The sequence below is a fragment of the Rhodococcus sp. HM1 genome, assembly GCF_023218075.1.
Lineage (GTDB): Bacteria > Actinomycetota > Actinomycetes > Mycobacteriales > Mycobacteriaceae > Rhodococcus.
Map to the genome: position 1 here is coordinate 60,562 of NZ_JALPTB010000031.1, position 15,680 is coordinate 76,241.

Here is a 15,680-nt window from a genome sequence, read left to right on the forward strand (position 1 = left end):
CACGAAGGAACATCGAACAATGACGGACATCAGGGGACTGGGATATCTCAGGATCCAGACCACAGACATCGCACGATGGCGTGAACTCGTCGTCGACGGACTCGGCATGGCGATCGGCTCCGGCCCGGAACCGGACGGGCTGTACCTACGGATCGACGAGCGTCGCGCACGCCTGATCGTGCTGCCCGGCGAGACCGACAAGGCACTCGCCGTCGGCTGGGAGGTCCGCGACCAGTTCGCGCTCGAACGGGTGCGCGAGGCCGTGGAGAAGGCCGGTATCGCCGTCGAGGTGCTGTCGGAGCAGGAGTCGTTGTATCGCGACGCCGAGCAGGTCATCGCGTTCGACGATCCGGGCGGCACCCGCGTCGAGGTGTTCTTCGGCCCGGTGCTCGACCACAGCCCGGTCGTGACCCCGTTCGCCGGCCGATTCCACACCGGTGAGGAAGGACTCGGGCACGTCGTCCTGCCGTGCTTCCGGTTCGACCGGGTGTACGAGTTCTACACCGAGGTCCTCGGCTTCCTGCCGCGCGGTGCGATGCGCGTCGGCGGTCCGTCGGCACCGCCGCCGGCGCGGCGGGTGCGGTTCCTCGGTGTCAACCGGCGTCACCACAGCCTCGCGTTGTGCCCGGCACCGCCGAGCGAGCAGCCCGGCCTGGTGCACCTGATGCTCGAGGTCGAAACTCTCGACGCGGTCGGCCAGGCTCTGGATCGTGTTCGCGAGCTGGGCTTCTCGATCTCGTCGACGCTCGGTCGCCACACGAACGACAAGATGATCTCGTTCTACGTGCGGGCCCCCGGCGGCTGGGACATCGAGTTCGGCACCGAGGGCATGTTCGTCGACGAGACGTTCTACACCGCCGAGGAGATCACCGCAGACAGTTACTGGGGCCACGACTGGTCCGGTTCCGAACCGCTCGCCGCGTTCGCGCCGCCGAGCGCGCAATCGTAGGGAGGGGCGATGACCGATACGACCACACTCGTCGAGCAACTCGTCCGACGCGTCGAACTGCTCGAGGACACCCTCGCGATCCAGCAGCTCATCACGACCTACGGGCCGGCCGTGGACAGCGGCTCGGCCGAGGCGGTCGGCGCGCTGTGGACCGAGGACGGGGTGTACGAAGTCGATTCGGGTGCGTACCGGGGCCGTGACGCGATCATGGCGATGGTGCGTTCCGAGGCACATCAGGGCTACATCCACGGTGGCTGCGGCCATCTGCTCGATCCGTTGAACATCCGGATCGACGGGGACACCGCGGTCGTCACCTGCCATTCGCAGCTGATTCTCAACACGGACAAGGGTTTCCGTGTGAAGCGCGTGACCGCGAACAGGTGGGAGCTGGTGCGTGCGGACGGCCGGTGGCAGGTGAAACTGCGCATCGCGCGCGTTCTCGACGGTCGCGCCGACGCCCGCGACCTCCTCGCCGCGGGCGTGGCCTGACCAGGATTCGCCGGCGGTCGCGGATCCCGAACGCGACGCGGTAGAACAGCATCGGCCGGGTCGTCGAGCATCGGTACTCGACGGCCCGGCCGACCACCATGTCGTGATCCCCGCGACGCGCACGTGATCCGCGGCCGGTTCCCGCTCTGCGGACGCACGTGTTGCCGCGCGCCGGAACGACCGTCCAGGGCCCGCTCGGTGGGACAATCGGTCGCGATCGGAACGGAAAGGGGAGCGACAATGCCCAGGATCGGTGTGGCGCGGGACGGCGCCGAACCGTCTTCGGCGGACCAGCGGGAGCGGCACGTCCGCATTCTGGACGCGGCTGCGCACCTCGCGACCGAACACGACCTCGCGCACGTGCAGATGACCGAGGTCGCCAAGCGGGCCGGCGTGGCGATCGGAACGCTCTACCGATACTTCCCGTCGAAGACGCACCTGTTCGTGGGTGTGATGCTGCACCGACTCGAACGATTCGCCGGGTACCGCCGGAACCCGGCGCCCGATCGTGGTCTTTCCGCGCAGGACGCGATCTGCGAGGCGCTGATCGAGATGACCCGCGAACTCGTCGCGCGCCCGACGCTGGCGTTGGCGATGTTGCAGTCCAACAGCACCGCGGCCGCCGGTGCGGTACCCGACGCGGTCAAGATCGAGGAGCAGTTCCAGAGCATCGTGCTCGACGCCGCCGGCATCACCGATCCCACCGACGCGGACCGCGACGTGCTGCGGCTGCTGTCGATGCTCTGGTACGGCGTCATCATCGCTCACCTCAACGGCCGATCGAGCCTCGAGGAGGCCGAAAGCGACATCAGGCGCAGCTGCCGCCTGCTGTTGGTGAATCTCGCGGCGTAGCCGCCCGTGTGCCCTTTTGGCGGTCCTGACCGCCAGAAGTACACACCGGCCTTAACAAACCAAGCGATTGCTTGGTAAGTTCCTGAGTGCGCCCCGCGGAATCTGGGGCACCAATCGGAGTGGAGGCACGGATGGATCTGGGACTCGACGGCGCAGTTGTGCTGATCACCGGAGGTGTACGCGGGGTCGGCGCCGGTATCACCCGGACGTTCCTGCGGGCAGGCGCGACGGTCGTGACGTGCGCGCGGAACCGGCCCGAGCGGGACATCGAAATCGACGGCCGCACCGCAGAATTCCTCGAATGCGACGTGCGTGACCCGGATCGGGTGCGTGAACTCGTCGACACCATCGTGGCCCGCCACGGCAGGCTCGACGTGCTGGTCAACAACGCCGGTGGCTCGCCGTTCGCGCTCGCCGCCGACGCCAGCCCCAAGTTCCACGCCAAGATCGTCGAACTCAACCTGCTCGCGCCGCTGATCGTCGCGCAGGCAGCGAACGCGGTGATGCAGCAGCAGGACAGTGGCGGCTCGATCGTGAACATCTCGAGCGTGAGCGCGCACCGCCCGACACCCGGCACCGCGGCCTACGGTGCCGCGAAGGCGGGCCTCGACAGCCTCTCGACGACACTGGGCGTCGAATGGGCACCGAAGGTGCGGGTCAACTCGGTCGTGGTCGGCATGGTCGACACCGAACAGTCGCACCTGTTCTACGGCGACGAGGAAGGTATCGCCGCCGTCGGCGCGACCGTCCCGGCGGGCCGGCTGGCCACCCCGGACGACATCGGCAACTGCGCCGCATTTCTCGCATCCCCGCTGGCGGCGTACGTCAGCGGATCCACACTGACCGTCCACGGCGGCGGCGAACGCCCTGCCTATCTGGCAGCGGCCCGAACGAAGGAGGCAAAGTGAGTGGACTGCTGGACGGTCGCGTCGTCATCGTGACAGGCGCCGGGCGGGGGCTCGGCAGGGCGCACGCGCTGGCGTTCGCCGCGGAAGGCGCCAAGGTCGTGGTCAACGACATCGGTGTCGGCAGCGACGGGTCGGTGACCGGGGAGACCCCCGGGGAACAGGTCGTCGCGGAGATCCGCGCGGCCGGTGGCGAAGCCGTGGTCAACGGCGACGACGTCGCCGACTGGGACGGCGCCGCGAACCTGATCAAGACCGCGCTCGACAACTTCGGCCGCCTCGACGTCCTCGTCAACAACGCCGGATTCCTCCGCGACCGCATGCTCGCGAACATGAGCGAAGAGGAGTGGGACGCGGTCATCCGCGTGCACCTCAAGGGTCATTTCGCGCCCATGCGGCACGCGATGACGTACTGGCGCAACGAGTCCAAGGCCGGCAATCCCGTCGACGCCCGCATCATCAACACCAGCTCCGGTGCGGGTCTGATGGGCAGCATCGGCCAGGGGAACTACGCCGCAGCCAAGGCCGGCATCGCCGCCCTGACGATCCAGGCCGCCGCCGAGTTCGGCCGCTACGGCGTCACCGTCAACGCGATCGCGCCGTCCGCGCGGACCCGCATGACCGTCGGTGCCGGCGGGGCGATGGCCGAAATGATGGCCGCGCCCGAGGAAGGCTTCGACGCGATGGCGCCGGAGAACGTCTCGCCGCTGGTCGTGTGGCTCGGCAGCGCCGAATCCAAGGACGTCACCGGCCGCGTCTTCGAGGTCGAGGGCGGCAAGGTGTCCGTGGCCGACGGCTGGCGTCACGGCGAGGTCGTCGACAAGGGCGATCGCTGGGATCCGAAGGAACTCGGTCCGGTCGTCGAGAAGCTCATCGCCGGGTCTCAGCCGCCGACCCCGGTCTACGGCGCCTGAACGACTCGTGCGCGGTCTCGGTGGCGGTGGCTACCGAAACCGCGCACGAGCACGGACTATGCGGGGGTACGGATGATCAGCGTCGAACCCGGGAAATACGCGGCCAGCTCGGTGCGGGCTTGCTTGAGGGTCGCGGTGCCGTAGCCCTGCTTGCGGAGCTCGGGGCGGACCCAGATGCGGACCTCCACCTCGTGCCCGGTCAGCTCACCGAACGCGAATCCGACCGGCTTGGGCTCGTCCCCGGTCAGATCCTCCGCCACGAGCCACATCGCCGTCTCGTCGTCGATGCGTTCGGCCGCCGCGGCGCGTTCGCTCGCGATCCTTTCGTCGCTGGAGTCGCCGAGCTGCTCGGCGCAACGCTCCTTGAACAGCTCCGTGTCCGCGGTGCTGTCGCCGATCGGCCGCATCCGGAAATGCGCGCCCGTCGCATAGGGCCGCTCGGCCGGGGTCCAGGTGAGCACCGCGTCCAGATCCTCGAGCTCTGCGCGGATCTTCTTGCGCTCGGCCTTCGTCAGCCGCCGGAACGGCAGATTGAGCACGGCCTCCGCACACTGCTCGTTCGTGTCGAGCAGCTGCGCGATCGTGGCGATCGCGTCGGACCGATCATCGCTCTCGACGATGGCATCGAGGACCTCGTGGCGCCGTTCGAGCGCGCGCAGCAGGGCCGCGGCGATCTCGCGACGATCGAGTACCTGATCATGATTGGTGGTTGTCACGGGTGACATCCCTTCTCGAGAGCGGGCAGAACTTCCTCCAGTATTGCCGGTTCGGGCCCAGGGGGAAGAGGCGAAGGTTCAATCACACACGACGACCGGGATCGTGCGCTCCGTCCACGACTGGTACTTGTCGAAATCCGGGTACATCGCAACGAGTCTCGGCCAGTACGCGGCACGCTCCTCCGGTGTCGCGCCGCGGGCGCGCATAGTCCGCACCCGCGACCGGATCTGGATCGTCACCTCCGGGTTCGCCTGGATGTTGCGGTACCACAGGGGATGTTTGGGCTGCCCGCCCTGCGAGGCGACGAGCACGACGCGGTCGCCGTCCTCGAGGAACAGCAGCGGCAACGTGCGCGGCTGTCCGGTCCTGCGGCCCGTCGTGGTCAGCAGGCACACCGGCAGACCCCACGGAAAGGCACTGCCCACCCGCCACTTTCCGCCGATCCTGCCTCCGGTGGCGCGATAGGCCTTCACGTTCGCCCGTGACATCCACTTGATGATCGAGACGGTCCACTTGGAGTCCAGGCCGGGCGGTGCGGCGGGTGTCGTGCTCACCTCAGATCCGCTCGATGATGGTGCCGGTCGCGAGGGCGCCGCCGGCGCACATCGTGATGAGCGCCGTCGACGCGTCGCGTCGCTCGAGCTCGTGCAGCGCGGTCGTGATCAGCCGCGAACCGGTCGAGCCGACCGGGTGGCCGAGCGCGATCGCACCGCCGTTGACGTTCACCTTGTCCATGTCCGGCCCGTGGACCTGCGCCCACGACAGCAGCACCGACGCGAACGCCTCGTTGACCTCGAACAGGTCCAGGTCGCCGATGCTCATCCCGGACTTCTCCAAGACCTTCGCGGTGGCCTGCACGGGGCCGTCCAGGTGGAACTCGGGTTCGGCGCCGACGAGGGCCTGCGCGACGATGCGGGCGCGCGGCTTCAGGCCGAGTGCCTTCGCCTTCGCCTCGTCCATGAGCAGCACCGCGGCGGCGCCGTCGGAGATCTGCGACGACGTGCCGGCGGTGTGCACGCCACCCTCGACGACCGGCTTCAGCTTCGCGAGCGACTCGGCGGTCGTCTCGCGCAGCCCCTGGTCGCGGGTGACCGTCTGCTTCTCGCCGGTGAGGTTGCCTTCCTTGTCGACGACGGGCGCGACGACGTGCAGTACCTCGCGGTCGAAGCGGCCCTCCTCCCAGGCCTGCTTGGCCAGTGCCTGCGAGCGGACACCGAGCGCGTCGACGTCCTCGCGGGTGATGCCGCGGCGACGCGCGATCCGCTCGGCGGCGCCGAACTGGTCCGGCATGTCGATGTTCCAGGACGCGGGACGCCGGGGGCCTGCATGCTCACCGACGTTGGCGCCCAACGGAACCTGCGACATGGCCTCGATACCGCAGGCGATGCCGACGTCGATGGCGCCGGTCGCGATGAGACCGGCGATCATGTGGTTGGCCTGCTGCGCGGAACCGCACTGGCAGTCGACGGTGGTGGCGCCGGTCTGCCAGGGGAGTCCGGCGTGCAGCCACGCGGTGCGGGTGATGTTGTTCGACTGGGCCCCGGCCTGGGTGACGCAGCCGCCGATGACCTGCTCGACGAGCATCGGGTCGATGCCGGCGCGTTCGACGAGACCGCTCTGCGCGGCCCCGAGGATCTCGGCGGCGTGCAGACCGGCGAGCCATCCGCCGCGCTTGCCGATCGGGGTGCGTGCCGCCTCGACGATGACTGGTGTGCCCACGGCGGGCTCCTTTCTGCTCCTGTCTTCGCAAAATAGAACAGGTTCCCTAGGAGGACAAGGCGTGTCCGAGTGACCGGGAGCCACGGATTCCTTGGTCTCGCGGCTCGCCTGTGTTTGAATGGATCTAGAACGTGTTCCACATCACGGGTGCGTGATGTACCGGCCAGGGTAGGAGAGAGTTCAGTGGTGGCGCAGCCCAACATTCCCGAAGGCATCGACTTCACCGACCCCGACCTCTACGAAGGGCGCATGCCGTTCGAAGAGTTCGCCGAGCTGCGTCGCACGGCGCCGGTCTGGTGGAACAAGAAGTCCCCCGACAAGGGTGGTTTCCACGACGAGGGCTTCTGGGTCGTTTCCCGGCACGAGGAGGTCCGCGAGGTTTCCCGGCGCAGCGACGTGTTCTCGAACTGGGAGAACACCGCGATTCCGCGCTTCAGTGACGACATGGAGCGCGCCAACATCGAACTGCAGCGCCACGTCCTGCTCAACAAGGACGCTCCGGAACACACCAAACTCCGCAAGCTCGTCGCTCGCGGCTTCACCCCCCGCGCCATCAACGCGCTGCGCGAGGACCTCGAGCGCCGCGCCCGCACGATCGTCGAAGCCGCTGCCAAGGAAGGTAACGGCGACTTCGTCACCCAGATCGCGGCGGAGCTTCCGCTGCAGGCCATCGCCGACCTGATCGGTGTGCCGCAGGAGGACCGCACCAAGATCTTCGAGTGGTCGAACCAGATGACCGGCTACGACGATCCGGAGAACACCGCCGACCCGGCCATGGCGTCGATGGAAGTTCTCGGCTACGCCTACCAGATGGCCGCTGCCCGTAAGGAATGCCCGGCCGACGACATCGTCACCAAGCTCATCGAGGCCGACATCGACGGCGACGAACTCTCGCCCGAGGAGTTCGGATTCTTCTTCATCGTCCTCGCGGTCGCCGGCAACGAGACCACTCGCAACGCCACCACGCACGGCATGCTCGCGTTCCTCGAGCATCCCGAGCAGTGGGAGATCTTCAAGCGTGATCGCCCGAAGACCGCGGTCGACGAGATCATTCGCTGGGCCACGCCGGTCACCTCGTTCCAGCGCACCGCCCTCGAGGACACCGAACTCGGCGGCCAGAAGATCCGCAAGGGTGACCGTGTCGTGATGCTGTACGCGTCGGCGAACAACGACGAAGAGGTGTTCGAGAACCCGCGGGAGTTCAACATCCTGCGTGATCCCAACCCGCACTTGGCGTTCGGTGGCACCGGCGCGCACTTCTGCCTCGGCGCGAACCTGGCCCGCATGGAGATCGAGATCATCTTCAACGCGATCGCCGACCTCGTCCCGGACATCACCAAGGTCGCCGACCCGAAGCGTCTGCGTTCGGCGTGGCTCAACGGCATCAAGGAATTCCAGGTCGATTACAAGACCCAGGGTGGCTGCCCCGTCAAGCACTGACCCCCGCGGCTCCCGGTGATGGGTGCCTCTCCGTCGTCGAGCGGAGAGGCACCCATCATCCGTTCCGGGGGTCGTCGAGGAGATGCAGGTCCTCGGGAGTGTCGATATCCGCCGCGTCGGCGAGGGACGAGCAGTCGAGACGTCGCACGCGGTCGCGATTGCGTGCCAGGAACGACCGGGCGCCCTCGTCGCCGGTGGCCTGCGCGGCGGCGGCGACCGCGTCGGCGCGGTCGAACACGACGGGATGGCCCGGGCGGTCGCCGAACACCGGCAGCGTCACCGTTCCCGGTTCGTGGGCCGACAGCACGGTGTGCACGAGTTCTGCGGTGATTCCGGGGAAGTCCACCACGGTCAACGCCACCGTCGAGTGCCCGGACGACGCATCGACGCCCGCCCGCAACGACGTCGACATCCCTTCCGCCCAAAGCGGATTGCGCACCACGATCACGTTCGGGTCGCACTGGGCGGCAACGTCCTCTCCGTAGGCACCGACGACCACGACGACCTCGTCGCAACCGCCCTGTCGCAGCGCATCGACGACGGTATGCAACAGGGGACGGCCCCGGTGGGGCAGAAGCGCTTTCGCGCGACCACCCAACCGCGAGCCGTCCCCTGCGGCGAGAACGATCCCGGCCACGGTCATGGGCCGAGGATACCGGCTACTCGACGGTACGGGCCGTCTTCATGGCCCGCTCGACCTCCCAGAACGCGCGCAGCGACGCGATCTTGCCGTCGCCGTCGGTCCGGTACACGAACACGCCCTCGGCGTCGATGACGGTGCCGGCCAGCGTGGTGCGGATCGTGCCGATGTTGACGCACTCGTCGCCGCACACCAGCACATCGTCGATGAGGAACTCGAGTTTCTCGGTGTTCGCGATCGTCATGTCGTAGAACGCGGAGATCGCGTCCCGGCCGCGGTGACCCTTGCCCTCCGGATCGAAACCGGACGGGCCGACCGGGTCCTCGACGCAGCCGTCCTCGGCGAACAGCGCCAGCCACTCGTCCTTGCGGCGGGCACTGGCCGCGGCTTGCGACGCGCGCGCCGTGACCCGGGCGGGATGTTCCTCGCTCATACGGCGTCCCTTCCGTGAATGTACTTGTCGGCGAAGCGATGCAGCGACTCCTGCTTCGCCTCGAGCGGTGAGTCGAAACCGTGGCCGTCGAAGATCCACGGCACCACGATGATGTCGGTGACCCCGGCGTCGGCGAGTTCGGCGTAGCCGGAGGAACCGAACCGGTCGACGGACACCGCCTGGATCTCGAACGGTAGGTCGCTGCGGCCGTACTCGGCGCGCAGCACCCGCAGGCGGTCGATCACGGCGGTCAGCTCGTCGAACTTGATCATCGCCGAGGTCCACCCGTCGCCGACCCGTGCCGCGCGACGCAACGCCGCGTCGGTGTGCCCGCCGATGTAGAACGGCACGGGCTTGCTCGGTGCCGGGCTCATCTGCAACCGGTCGAAGTCGAAGAACTCACCGTGGTGCTCGACCATGCCGCCGCCGAGGATCAGCTTGATGACCTCGATCATCTCGTCGACGCGCTTGCCCCGCTTCGAGTACGGTGCGCCGCACCACTCGAATTCTTCCGGTGCCCAACCGATTCCGACGCCGAATCCGAAGCGGTTGCCGGTGAGGTTGGCGACCGACCCGACCTGCCGGGCCAGGAGCACCGGGTTTCGGGAACCCAGCTTGAGCACCTGGGTGTAGAACTCGATCGTCGAGGTCACCGCCCCCATCGCGGCGGCGGCGATCAACGGATCGACCCACGGGGTGTCCGGGGTCCACATCCGCGAACCGTCCGGCGTGTACGGATAGTCGACCGTCTGCTTCTCCATGAAGAACAGCGAATCCGGCAGCGCGATCGACGAGAATCCGCACTCCTCGGCGGTTCTCGCGAGTCCCGGGAGCTGGTCCAGCGGCGTCATCGCGACACCGACGGTGAATTTGACCATGACCCGTCCCTTCTAGTGCGTCGGACGTTCGGAGGAGACGACCCACATCGAGAAGTACTGGGAGCCACCACCGTACGCGTGGCCGAGGGCCTTGCGCGCACCGTCGACCTGATGCTCGCCGGCCTTGCCCATCACCTGGATCGCGGCCTCCGCGAACCGGATCATGCCGGACGCGCCGATCGGATTCGACGAGAGCACGCCGCCCGACATGTTCAGCGGGATGCGACCGCCGATCGCGGTCTCGCCGGCCTCGGTGAGCTTCCAGCCGGAGCCCTCCTCGGCGAACCCGAGGTTCTCGAGCCACATCGGCTCGAACCACGAGAACGGCACATAGATTTCGCCGCAGTCGATCTCGGTGATCGGGTCGGTGATGCCCGCGTCCTTCCACAGCGCGGCCGCAGCGACGCGGCCCGCCTCCGGGTTCACCTGGTCGCGGCCGGAGTAGGTGGTGGGTTCGGTGCGCATCGCCGTCGCGTGGATCCACGCGACCTTGTGCCCGCCGGATTCGCGGGCCGCGGCCGTGTCGGCGTCGCCGATCACGATGGCGCACGCGCCGTCGGAGGACGGGCACGTCTCGTCGTAGCGGATCGGGTCCCACAGCATCTGGGACGCCTGCACCGACTCGAGAGTGATGTCGGGCTGCTTGAGGTGCGCGTAGGGGTTCTTCGCGCCGTTGAGACGGTCCTTGACCGCGACCATCGCGCCGATGTGCTCGGGGGCGCCCGAGCGGCGGATGTACGAACGCACGTGCGGCGCGAAGTAGCCGCCGGCCCCCGCGCCGACGGGCATCGTGAACGGGACGGGCGTCGACAGCGCCCACATCGCGTTCGACTCGGACTGCTTCTCCCAGGCGACGGCGAGCACGCGGCGGTGCACGCCGGACTGCACGAGGCTCGCGGCGACGTTCGCGGTGGAACCACCCACGGAACCGGCGGTGTGCACGCGCAGCATGGGCTTGCCGGTCGCGCCGATCGCGTCGACCATCGCGAGTTCGGGCATCATCGAACCCTCGAACAGGTCCGGTGCCTTGCCGATGACGACCGCGTCGATGTCGTCCCAGCCGACCTGCGCGTCGAGCATCGCGCGGTCGATGGCTTCACGGACCAGGCCGGCCATGGAGACGTCGTGCCGTTTGGCGACGTAGTGGGTCTGTCCCGTACCGAGGACTGCTGCCGGTTGTTTGGCCATGTCAGTTGCGTCCCTCCAGAACGGCTACCAGATTCTGTTGCAGTACAGGACCACTCGTCGCGTGTGCGAGTGCGCGGCCGGCGCGGCCGTCGATGATCGCCTGCGCGGCGTACCCGATGCGTTCGAGTCCGCCGGAGAACATCGGGTTGCCGGTCAGCGGGCCGCCCGACGGGTTGATCACGGTGGCGTCGCCCAGGCCGATGGCCTCGCGCAGGATCAGTTCCTGATGAGTGAAGGGCGCGTGCAGTTCCGCGATGTCGAAGGCGCTGTCACCGCCGGTCGCCGCCTGCGCCGCGGCCTGCGCGGACGGTGCGGCGGTGAGGTCGCGGGCGCCGAGATTCGGTGAGTCGATGCGGTGTTCGATGCCGGTGATCCAGGCCGGGTTCTCGCACAGTTCGCGGGCGCGGTCGCCGGACGCGAGGACGATCGCGGCGGCACCGTCGGTGACGGGCGCGCAGTCGTGCTTGCGCAGCGGGTCGGCGACGAACGGCTGCGCGAGCAGGTCGTCGACGTCGAAATCGCCGCTGATCTGCGACTTCGGGTTGTCCTTGGCGGCGGCACGGCTGCGCACCGCGATTTCCGCCATCTCGCGTTCGGTCCACTTGCCGGACTCGAGGCCGAAGCGCGCCTGCAGACCGGCGAGGGCGAGCGAGTCGACGCCGAGCGGCGCGACCAGATACGGGTCGAGCTGCATGGTCAGGGTGCGGCGGAGGTTGCCCGCGGAGGACTTGCCGAAGCCGTACACGAGCGCCGTGTCGACCTCGCCGGTGATCAGCTTGACCCACGCCTCGTACAGGGCCCAGGCCGCGTCCATCTCGACGTGCGATTCGTTGATCGGCGGCACGGCACCGATCGCGTCGACCGCGGAGATGAAGGAGAACGCTCGTCCGGCAAGGTAATCCGACGAGCCGGAGCACCAGAAACCGATGTCGCTCTTGGTGATTCCGAGGCGCTCGTACAGTTCGTGGAAGCACGGGACGAGCATTTCGACGCCGTTGGTGGTGCCGGTGGTCTCACGCACGTGGGGTGCGTGGGTGAAGCCGACGACTGCGATGTCTGTCATTGATCCCGATGCTCCCTAGAGGTGGTGTTTGAACGTGTCGTAGTCCGCATCGGGTTCGCCCGTGGGACGGAAGTATTCGACGTTGCGCAGGGTGTGCCCCCACTCCTCGCGCGGTCGCCACTTGGCCTGGACGCGCATGCCCATGCGCACATCGGCGGCGTCGCACTCGAGGATCAGATGCAGGAACGGGATGTCCGCGCCGTCGAGCAGCACGTAGGCCGCGACGTAGGGCGGCTTGATCTGCTGCCCCAGGAACGGGACGTTGACGATGCAGAACGTGGTGACCGTGCCCTTGTCGGACAGCTCCACCTGCTCCTTGGTCGGGATGCCGTCGGTCGGGCTCGAGCCGCGGGGCGGAATGTAGACGGGGTCGCCCGGGCCGGTGCGCCCGCCGATGAACTTGCCTTCGGCGAGACCGCGCAGGTAGTAGGACTCCTCGGCGGAGGCGGTGTGCTTGTAGTGCAGGTCGATCGGGGTGACGATCATCGAGACCGGATCGCCCTCACCGGTGGCCGGCGTCTCGGTGGCCTCACCGGGTTCGAACGCCGCGATGTCGTCGATGTGCCCGACGCGCTCGTCGGCCCAGCGGACCCGCACCCGCATGCCGGTCTCGATGTCTTCGGGGGATTCGACGTCCACCGCGTGCAGGATCGAGGAATCGGCGCCGTCGAGCCGGATGAACGCCCACGCGAACGGGCGGTCGAACGGCTGGCCCGGAAGCGGCAGCTCGTTCCACGTCCAGCTGACGACCGTTCCGGTCTGCCCGACCTCGACGAAATCGAGCAGGGGCTCGTGGGTGACCGGGTCGTACTCCGGCGGCGGAACGAGCACCCGGCCGTCGGAGGCACGTGCCCCCACGATCCGTCCGTCGCGCAGACCGGTGACGAAGGCGCCCACGGTCGGTCCGGTGGATCGGGTGTAGTCGAACTTCAGATTCAGTGGTGCGCTCAGCGGTGGCTCGACAACCGCGCTCTTTCCCAGGCTCACAACTTCGAGTAGAACAGGTTCTAGGATTTGAGGCAAGGGTAGCGTCCGACCAGGCCGGTTCCGCACCGGCGACCATCGCGAAAGGTGCCACATGAAACTGGGATTGCAGCTCGGATACTGGGGCGCACAGCCACCGGCGAACGCACCGGAACTCGTTGCCGCCGCCGAAGCCGCGGGCTACGACGCCGTCTTCACCGCGGAGTCCTGGGGTTCGGACGCATACACCCCGCTCGCCTGGTGGGGCGCCGAGACCGAGCGCCTCCGTCTGGGCACCTCCGTCGTCCAGTTGTCGGCCCGTACGCCGACCGCCACCGCGATGGCGTCACTGACCCTCGACCACCTCAGCGGTGGCCGGCACATCCTCGGACTCGGCGTGTCCGGCCCGCAGGTCGTCGAGGGCTGGTACGGGCAACCGTTCGCCAAGCCGCTCGCCCGCACCCGCGAATACGTCGAGATCGTCCGGAAGGTCCTGGAACGCAAGGAACCGGTGACCAGCGACGGGCCGCACTACCCGATGCCCTACACCGGTGACGGCGCGAGCGGACTCGGCAAGCCGCTCAAGTCCATCACCCATCCGCTCCGCGCCGACATCCCGATCTGGCTCGGCGCCGAAGGACCGAAGAACGTGGCGCTCACCGCGGAGATCGCCGACGGCTGGCTCGCCATCTACTACTCGCCGCGCCTCGCGCCCATGTACAACAAGTGGCTCGACGAGGGCTTCGCCCGTCCCGGCGCCCGGCGCACCCGCGAGGACTTCGAGATCGCCGCGACCTGCCAGGTCGTCGTCACCGACGACAAGGCCGCAACCCTCGCCGCGCAGAAACCGATCATGGCCCTGTACATCGGCGGAATGGGCGCCCCCGAACTGAACTTCCACGCCCAGGTCTACCGGCGCATGGGCTACGACGCGGTCGTCGAGGAGGTGACCACGTTGTTCCGGTCCGGTCGCAAAGACGAAGCGGCCGCGGTCATTCCGGACGAAATGGTGGCCGAGACGATGATCGTGGGCGACCGGGACGAGGTTCGCGACGGAGTGCGTCGGTGGGAGGACGCAGGGGTGACGATGCTGCTCGTCGCCTGCCGAAACGCCGACCACGTGAGATCGCTGGCGGACGTCGTGCTGGGCTGACCTGTTCCGCCTCCGGCAGGTCCGACGTTCTGTTCCGCCTCCGGCGGTCCGAGCGAGTGTATCCCTCGTCTCCTTCAATCGACTGGGTGTACCACTCGCTCGGCCGAAGGGGGTGGGGGGTCACCCCGAATCGGGGTCGTTGTCCACAGGCGCGCGGTCTATCCACAGATACCGCGGCATCGGCGTCTCGACGTCTCGCGGCCGCCCGGCGGCATCGCATGATCGGCGCATGAGACGAGGAGAATGGGCAGAGGACCCCGAGACGTTGCTCAGGATCGCGAACCACGAAATCATCGCGGATTCGACGTTACGGAGTGTCGGGGTGTCGGGTTCGGCAATCCACGACAGGTGCAGGCCGGGCGGTCCGTGGGAGCGTGTTCTTCCCGGGATCATCCACTTGAAGAACGGGCGGCTGACGGATCACCAACGATCTGTCGCGGCACTGATGTACAGCGGGGAAACGGCCGTCCTGACCGGGCATGCGGCTCTGCGCGAGTACGGATTCGACACCGCCGGATACGAAGCGCACATCCTGCTTCCGGCGGAACAACGCATCCAATCGAAGGGATTTGTGCTGGTGGAACGTACGCGCCGCATGCCGGACCACGTGGGGCGCCGAGGACTTCGCTGTGCGCCGCTCGTTCGTGCCGTCCTCGACGCGGCTCGCCGCTGCACGACGCTGGACGCGACTCGAGCGCTGATCGCTCAGGTCGTGCAGCGGGGAGCGGTAACGGTGCCCCAGCTGTCGGAGGAACTGGAGGCAGGCAGCGGTCGAGGTTCGGCCTTCCCCCGGAAGGTGCTGCGGGAGGTCGCGGCGAACGTACATTCGGTCCCGGAAGTGCACGCACGGAAACTCTGGCTGCGCAGTGGGCTACCGGAGATGGTGTTCAACCGGGACGTCGTCGATGCTCACGGCAGGTTCGTCGCGCGTCCCGACGGCTGGATCGACGAGGTCGCGATGGCCTGGGAGATCGACTCGCTCGCATGGCATCTCTCGCCGGCCGACTACAAGAGGACGCTGGAGCGGCGGACGAGAATGCAGGGTCTGGGCATCATCGTTCTGGCGACCGCACCCAGTGCACTTCGGGACAGCCCGGATCGGGTTCTGACCGAGCTGGTCCGGCACTTCGAGCTGGCGCGGTCGCGTCCACGCCCGAACGTTCGAGTCGTGATTCCCGACGAGGAATCGGGGATCACGGCCGCCACACCCTCCCTCGCACGTGAGCGAGTGGTACACCCAGTCGATTGAACGGGCTGTTGCAGAATCGCGGGTCGGTCTCGCCGTGACGCGGCGGGGCCGACCTGCGGCTTTGTGTAGAATCTGTTGGTGGCCAAAGGATATCGACCCGTCGATCGCGACCAACAGTTCCTGATCCC

General features: G+C 67.9%; 16 protein-coding genes and 1 pseudogene. 8 read left to right on the plus strand and 9 right to left on the minus strand.

Annotated features, from left to right (window positions below; translation table 11 throughout):
• The first annotated feature begins 19 nt into the window (after positions 1–19).
• The 5 genes from M1M07_RS17230 to M1M07_RS17250 all read left to right on the plus strand — a co-directional run bounded on the left by M1M07_RS17230 (position 20) and on the right by M1M07_RS17250 (position 4,109).
• On the plus strand, positions 20–949 hold the full coding sequence (locus tag M1M07_RS17230) for a VOC family protein (RefSeq protein ID WP_248674984.1): 930 nt from the start codon (positions 20–22) through the stop codon (positions 947–949).
• Positions 950–958: 9 nt separating this feature from the next.
• Complete coding sequence (locus M1M07_RS17235) at positions 959–1,438, plus strand: nuclear transport factor 2 family protein (RefSeq protein ID WP_197251757.1); 480 nt, start codon at positions 959–961, stop codon at positions 1,436–1,438.
• A 240-nt stretch (positions 1,439–1,678) separates the two neighbouring features.
• Positions 1,679–2,290: a TetR family transcriptional regulator gene (locus tag M1M07_RS17240; protein ID WP_248674985.1), complete on the plus strand. Its 612-nt coding sequence runs from the start codon at positions 1,679–1,681 to the stop codon at positions 2,288–2,290.
• Positions 2,291–2,421: 131 nt separating this feature from the next.
• A complete protein-coding gene (locus M1M07_RS17245; protein ID WP_197251758.1) occupies positions 2,422–3,198 on the plus strand; it encodes an SDR family oxidoreductase in 777 nt (258 codons plus the stop codon).
• Complete coding sequence (locus M1M07_RS17250) at positions 3,195–4,109, plus strand: SDR family oxidoreductase (RefSeq protein WP_197251759.1); 915 nt, start codon at positions 3,195–3,197, stop codon at positions 4,107–4,109. Before M1M07_RS17245 ends, M1M07_RS17250 begins: the two co-directional genes overlap by 4 nt.
• A gap of 56 nt (positions 4,110–4,165) precedes the next feature.
• Here the strand turns inward: M1M07_RS17250 and M1M07_RS17255 are convergent, their stop codons facing one another.
• The 3 genes from M1M07_RS17255 to M1M07_RS17265 all read right to left on the minus strand — a co-directional run bounded on the left by M1M07_RS17255 (position 4,166) and on the right by M1M07_RS17265 (position 6,545).
• The gene (locus M1M07_RS17255) at positions 4,166–4,825 is read right to left on the minus strand and encodes a GNAT family N-acetyltransferase (RefSeq protein WP_197251760.1); all 660 of its coding nucleotides are present in this window, start codon (positions 4,823–4,825) and stop codon (positions 4,166–4,168) included.
• A gap of 78 nt (positions 4,826–4,903) precedes the next feature.
• Entirely contained in the window at positions 4,904–5,314 is a 411-nt protein-coding gene (locus tag M1M07_RS17260; RefSeq protein ID WP_197251768.1) for a nitroreductase family deazaflavin-dependent oxidoreductase, read from the minus strand.
• A 67-nt stretch (positions 5,315–5,381) separates the two neighbouring features.
• Positions 5,382–6,545, minus strand: coding sequence for a steroid 3-ketoacyl-CoA thiolase (locus M1M07_RS17265; RefSeq protein ID WP_248674986.1), 1,164 nt, complete (start codon positions 6,543–6,545; stop codon positions 5,382–5,384).
• 186 nt (positions 6,546–6,731) lie between these two features.
• Between M1M07_RS17265 and M1M07_RS17270 the strand changes: the two genes are divergently transcribed.
• Positions 6,732–7,985, plus strand: coding sequence for a cytochrome P450 (locus M1M07_RS17270; protein ID WP_197251761.1), 1,254 nt, complete (start codon positions 6,732–6,734; stop codon positions 7,983–7,985).
• A 55-nt stretch (positions 7,986–8,040) separates the two neighbouring features.
• On the opposite strand, the gene M1M07_RS17275 is transcribed toward M1M07_RS17270, so the two are convergent.
• The 6 genes from M1M07_RS17275 to M1M07_RS17300 are packed head-to-tail and all read right to left on the minus strand — an operon-like array spanning position 8,041 to position 13,174.
• A complete protein-coding gene (locus M1M07_RS17275; protein WP_248674987.1) occupies positions 8,041–8,628 on the minus strand; it encodes an NTP transferase domain-containing protein in 588 nt (195 codons plus the stop codon).
• Between the two features lie 16 nt (positions 8,629–8,644).
• Positions 8,645–9,058 carry a nuclear transport factor 2 family protein gene (locus M1M07_RS17280; protein WP_248674988.1) on the minus strand — a complete coding sequence of 138 codons (414 nt, stop codon included), beginning with the start codon at positions 9,056–9,058 and terminating at the stop codon, positions 8,645–8,647.
• Positions 9,055–9,936, minus strand: a complete 882-nt coding sequence (locus tag M1M07_RS17285) for a TIGR03619 family F420-dependent LLM class oxidoreductase (RefSeq protein ID WP_248674989.1) — start codon at positions 9,934–9,936, stop codon at positions 9,055–9,057. The genes M1M07_RS17280 and M1M07_RS17285 overlap by 4 nt, the downstream gene beginning before the upstream one ends.
• A gap of 12 nt (positions 9,937–9,948) precedes the next feature.
• Complete coding sequence (locus tag M1M07_RS17290) at positions 9,949–11,124, minus strand: thiolase domain-containing protein (RefSeq protein WP_197252877.1); 1,176 nt, start codon at positions 11,122–11,124, stop codon at positions 9,949–9,951.
• A gap of 1 nt (position 11,125) precedes the next feature.
• Positions 11,126–12,187 carry a thiolase domain-containing protein gene (locus M1M07_RS17295; protein ID WP_197252876.1) on the minus strand — a complete coding sequence of 354 codons (1,062 nt, stop codon included), beginning with the start codon at positions 12,185–12,187 and terminating at the stop codon, positions 11,126–11,128.
• 15 nt (positions 12,188–12,202) lie between these two features.
• Complete coding sequence (locus tag M1M07_RS17300; RefSeq protein WP_248674990.1) at positions 12,203–13,174, minus strand: OB-fold nucleic acid binding domain-containing protein; 972 nt, start codon at positions 13,172–13,174, stop codon at positions 12,203–12,205.
• A 91-nt stretch (positions 13,175–13,265) separates the two neighbouring features.
• Here M1M07_RS17300 and M1M07_RS17305 point away from each other — a divergent pair, with 91 nt between their 5' ends.
• On the plus strand, positions 13,266–14,303 hold the full coding sequence (locus M1M07_RS17305) for an LLM class F420-dependent oxidoreductase (protein WP_248674991.1): 1,038 nt from the start codon (positions 13,266–13,268) through the stop codon (positions 14,301–14,303).
• A gap of 229 nt (positions 14,304–14,532) precedes the next feature.
• A pseudogene (locus M1M07_RS17310) lies at positions 14,533–15,474 on the plus strand (hypothetical protein); the annotation flags it as partial.
• Positions 15,475–15,680: the final 206 nt, after the last annotated feature.

Excerpts from the sequence above, each read along its gene's own strand:
- M1M07_RS17230 (WP_248674984.1), top strand. The coding sequence starts at position 20 with ATGACGGACATCAGGGGACTGGGATATCTCAGGATCCAGACCACAGAC.
- M1M07_RS17235 (WP_197251757.1), top strand. The coding sequence starts at position 959 with ATGACCGATACGACCACACTCGTCGAGCAACTCGTCCGACGCGTCGAA.
- M1M07_RS17240 (WP_248674985.1), top strand. The coding sequence starts at position 1,679 with ATGCCCAGGATCGGTGTGGCGCGGGACGGCGCCGAACCGTCTTCGGCG.
- M1M07_RS17245 (WP_197251758.1), top strand. The coding sequence starts at position 2,422 with ATGGATCTGGGACTCGACGGCGCAGTTGTGCTGATCACCGGAGGTGTA.
- M1M07_RS17260 (WP_197251768.1), bottom strand. The coding sequence starts at position 5,314 with ATGTCACGGGCGAACGTGAAGGCCTATCGCGCCACCGGAGGCAGGATC.
- M1M07_RS17275 (WP_248674987.1), bottom strand. The coding sequence starts at position 8,628 with ATGACCGTGGCCGGGATCGTTCTCGCCGCAGGGGACGGCTCGCGGTTG.
- M1M07_RS17280 (WP_248674988.1), bottom strand. The coding sequence starts at position 9,058 with ATGAGCGAGGAACATCCCGCCCGGGTCACGGCGCGCGCGTCGCAAGCC.
- M1M07_RS17285 (WP_248674989.1), bottom strand. The coding sequence starts at position 9,936 with ATGGTCAAATTCACCGTCGGTGTCGCGATGACGCCGCTGGACCAGCTC.
- M1M07_RS17290 (WP_197252877.1), bottom strand. The coding sequence starts at position 11,124 with ATGGCCAAACAACCGGCAGCAGTCCTCGGTACGGGACAGACCCACTAC.
- M1M07_RS17295 (WP_197252876.1), bottom strand. The coding sequence starts at position 12,187 with ATGACAGACATCGCAGTCGTCGGCTTCACCCACGCACCCCACGTGCGT.
- M1M07_RS17305 (WP_248674991.1), top strand. The coding sequence starts at position 13,266 with ATGAAACTGGGATTGCAGCTCGGATACTGGGGCGCACAGCCACCGGCG.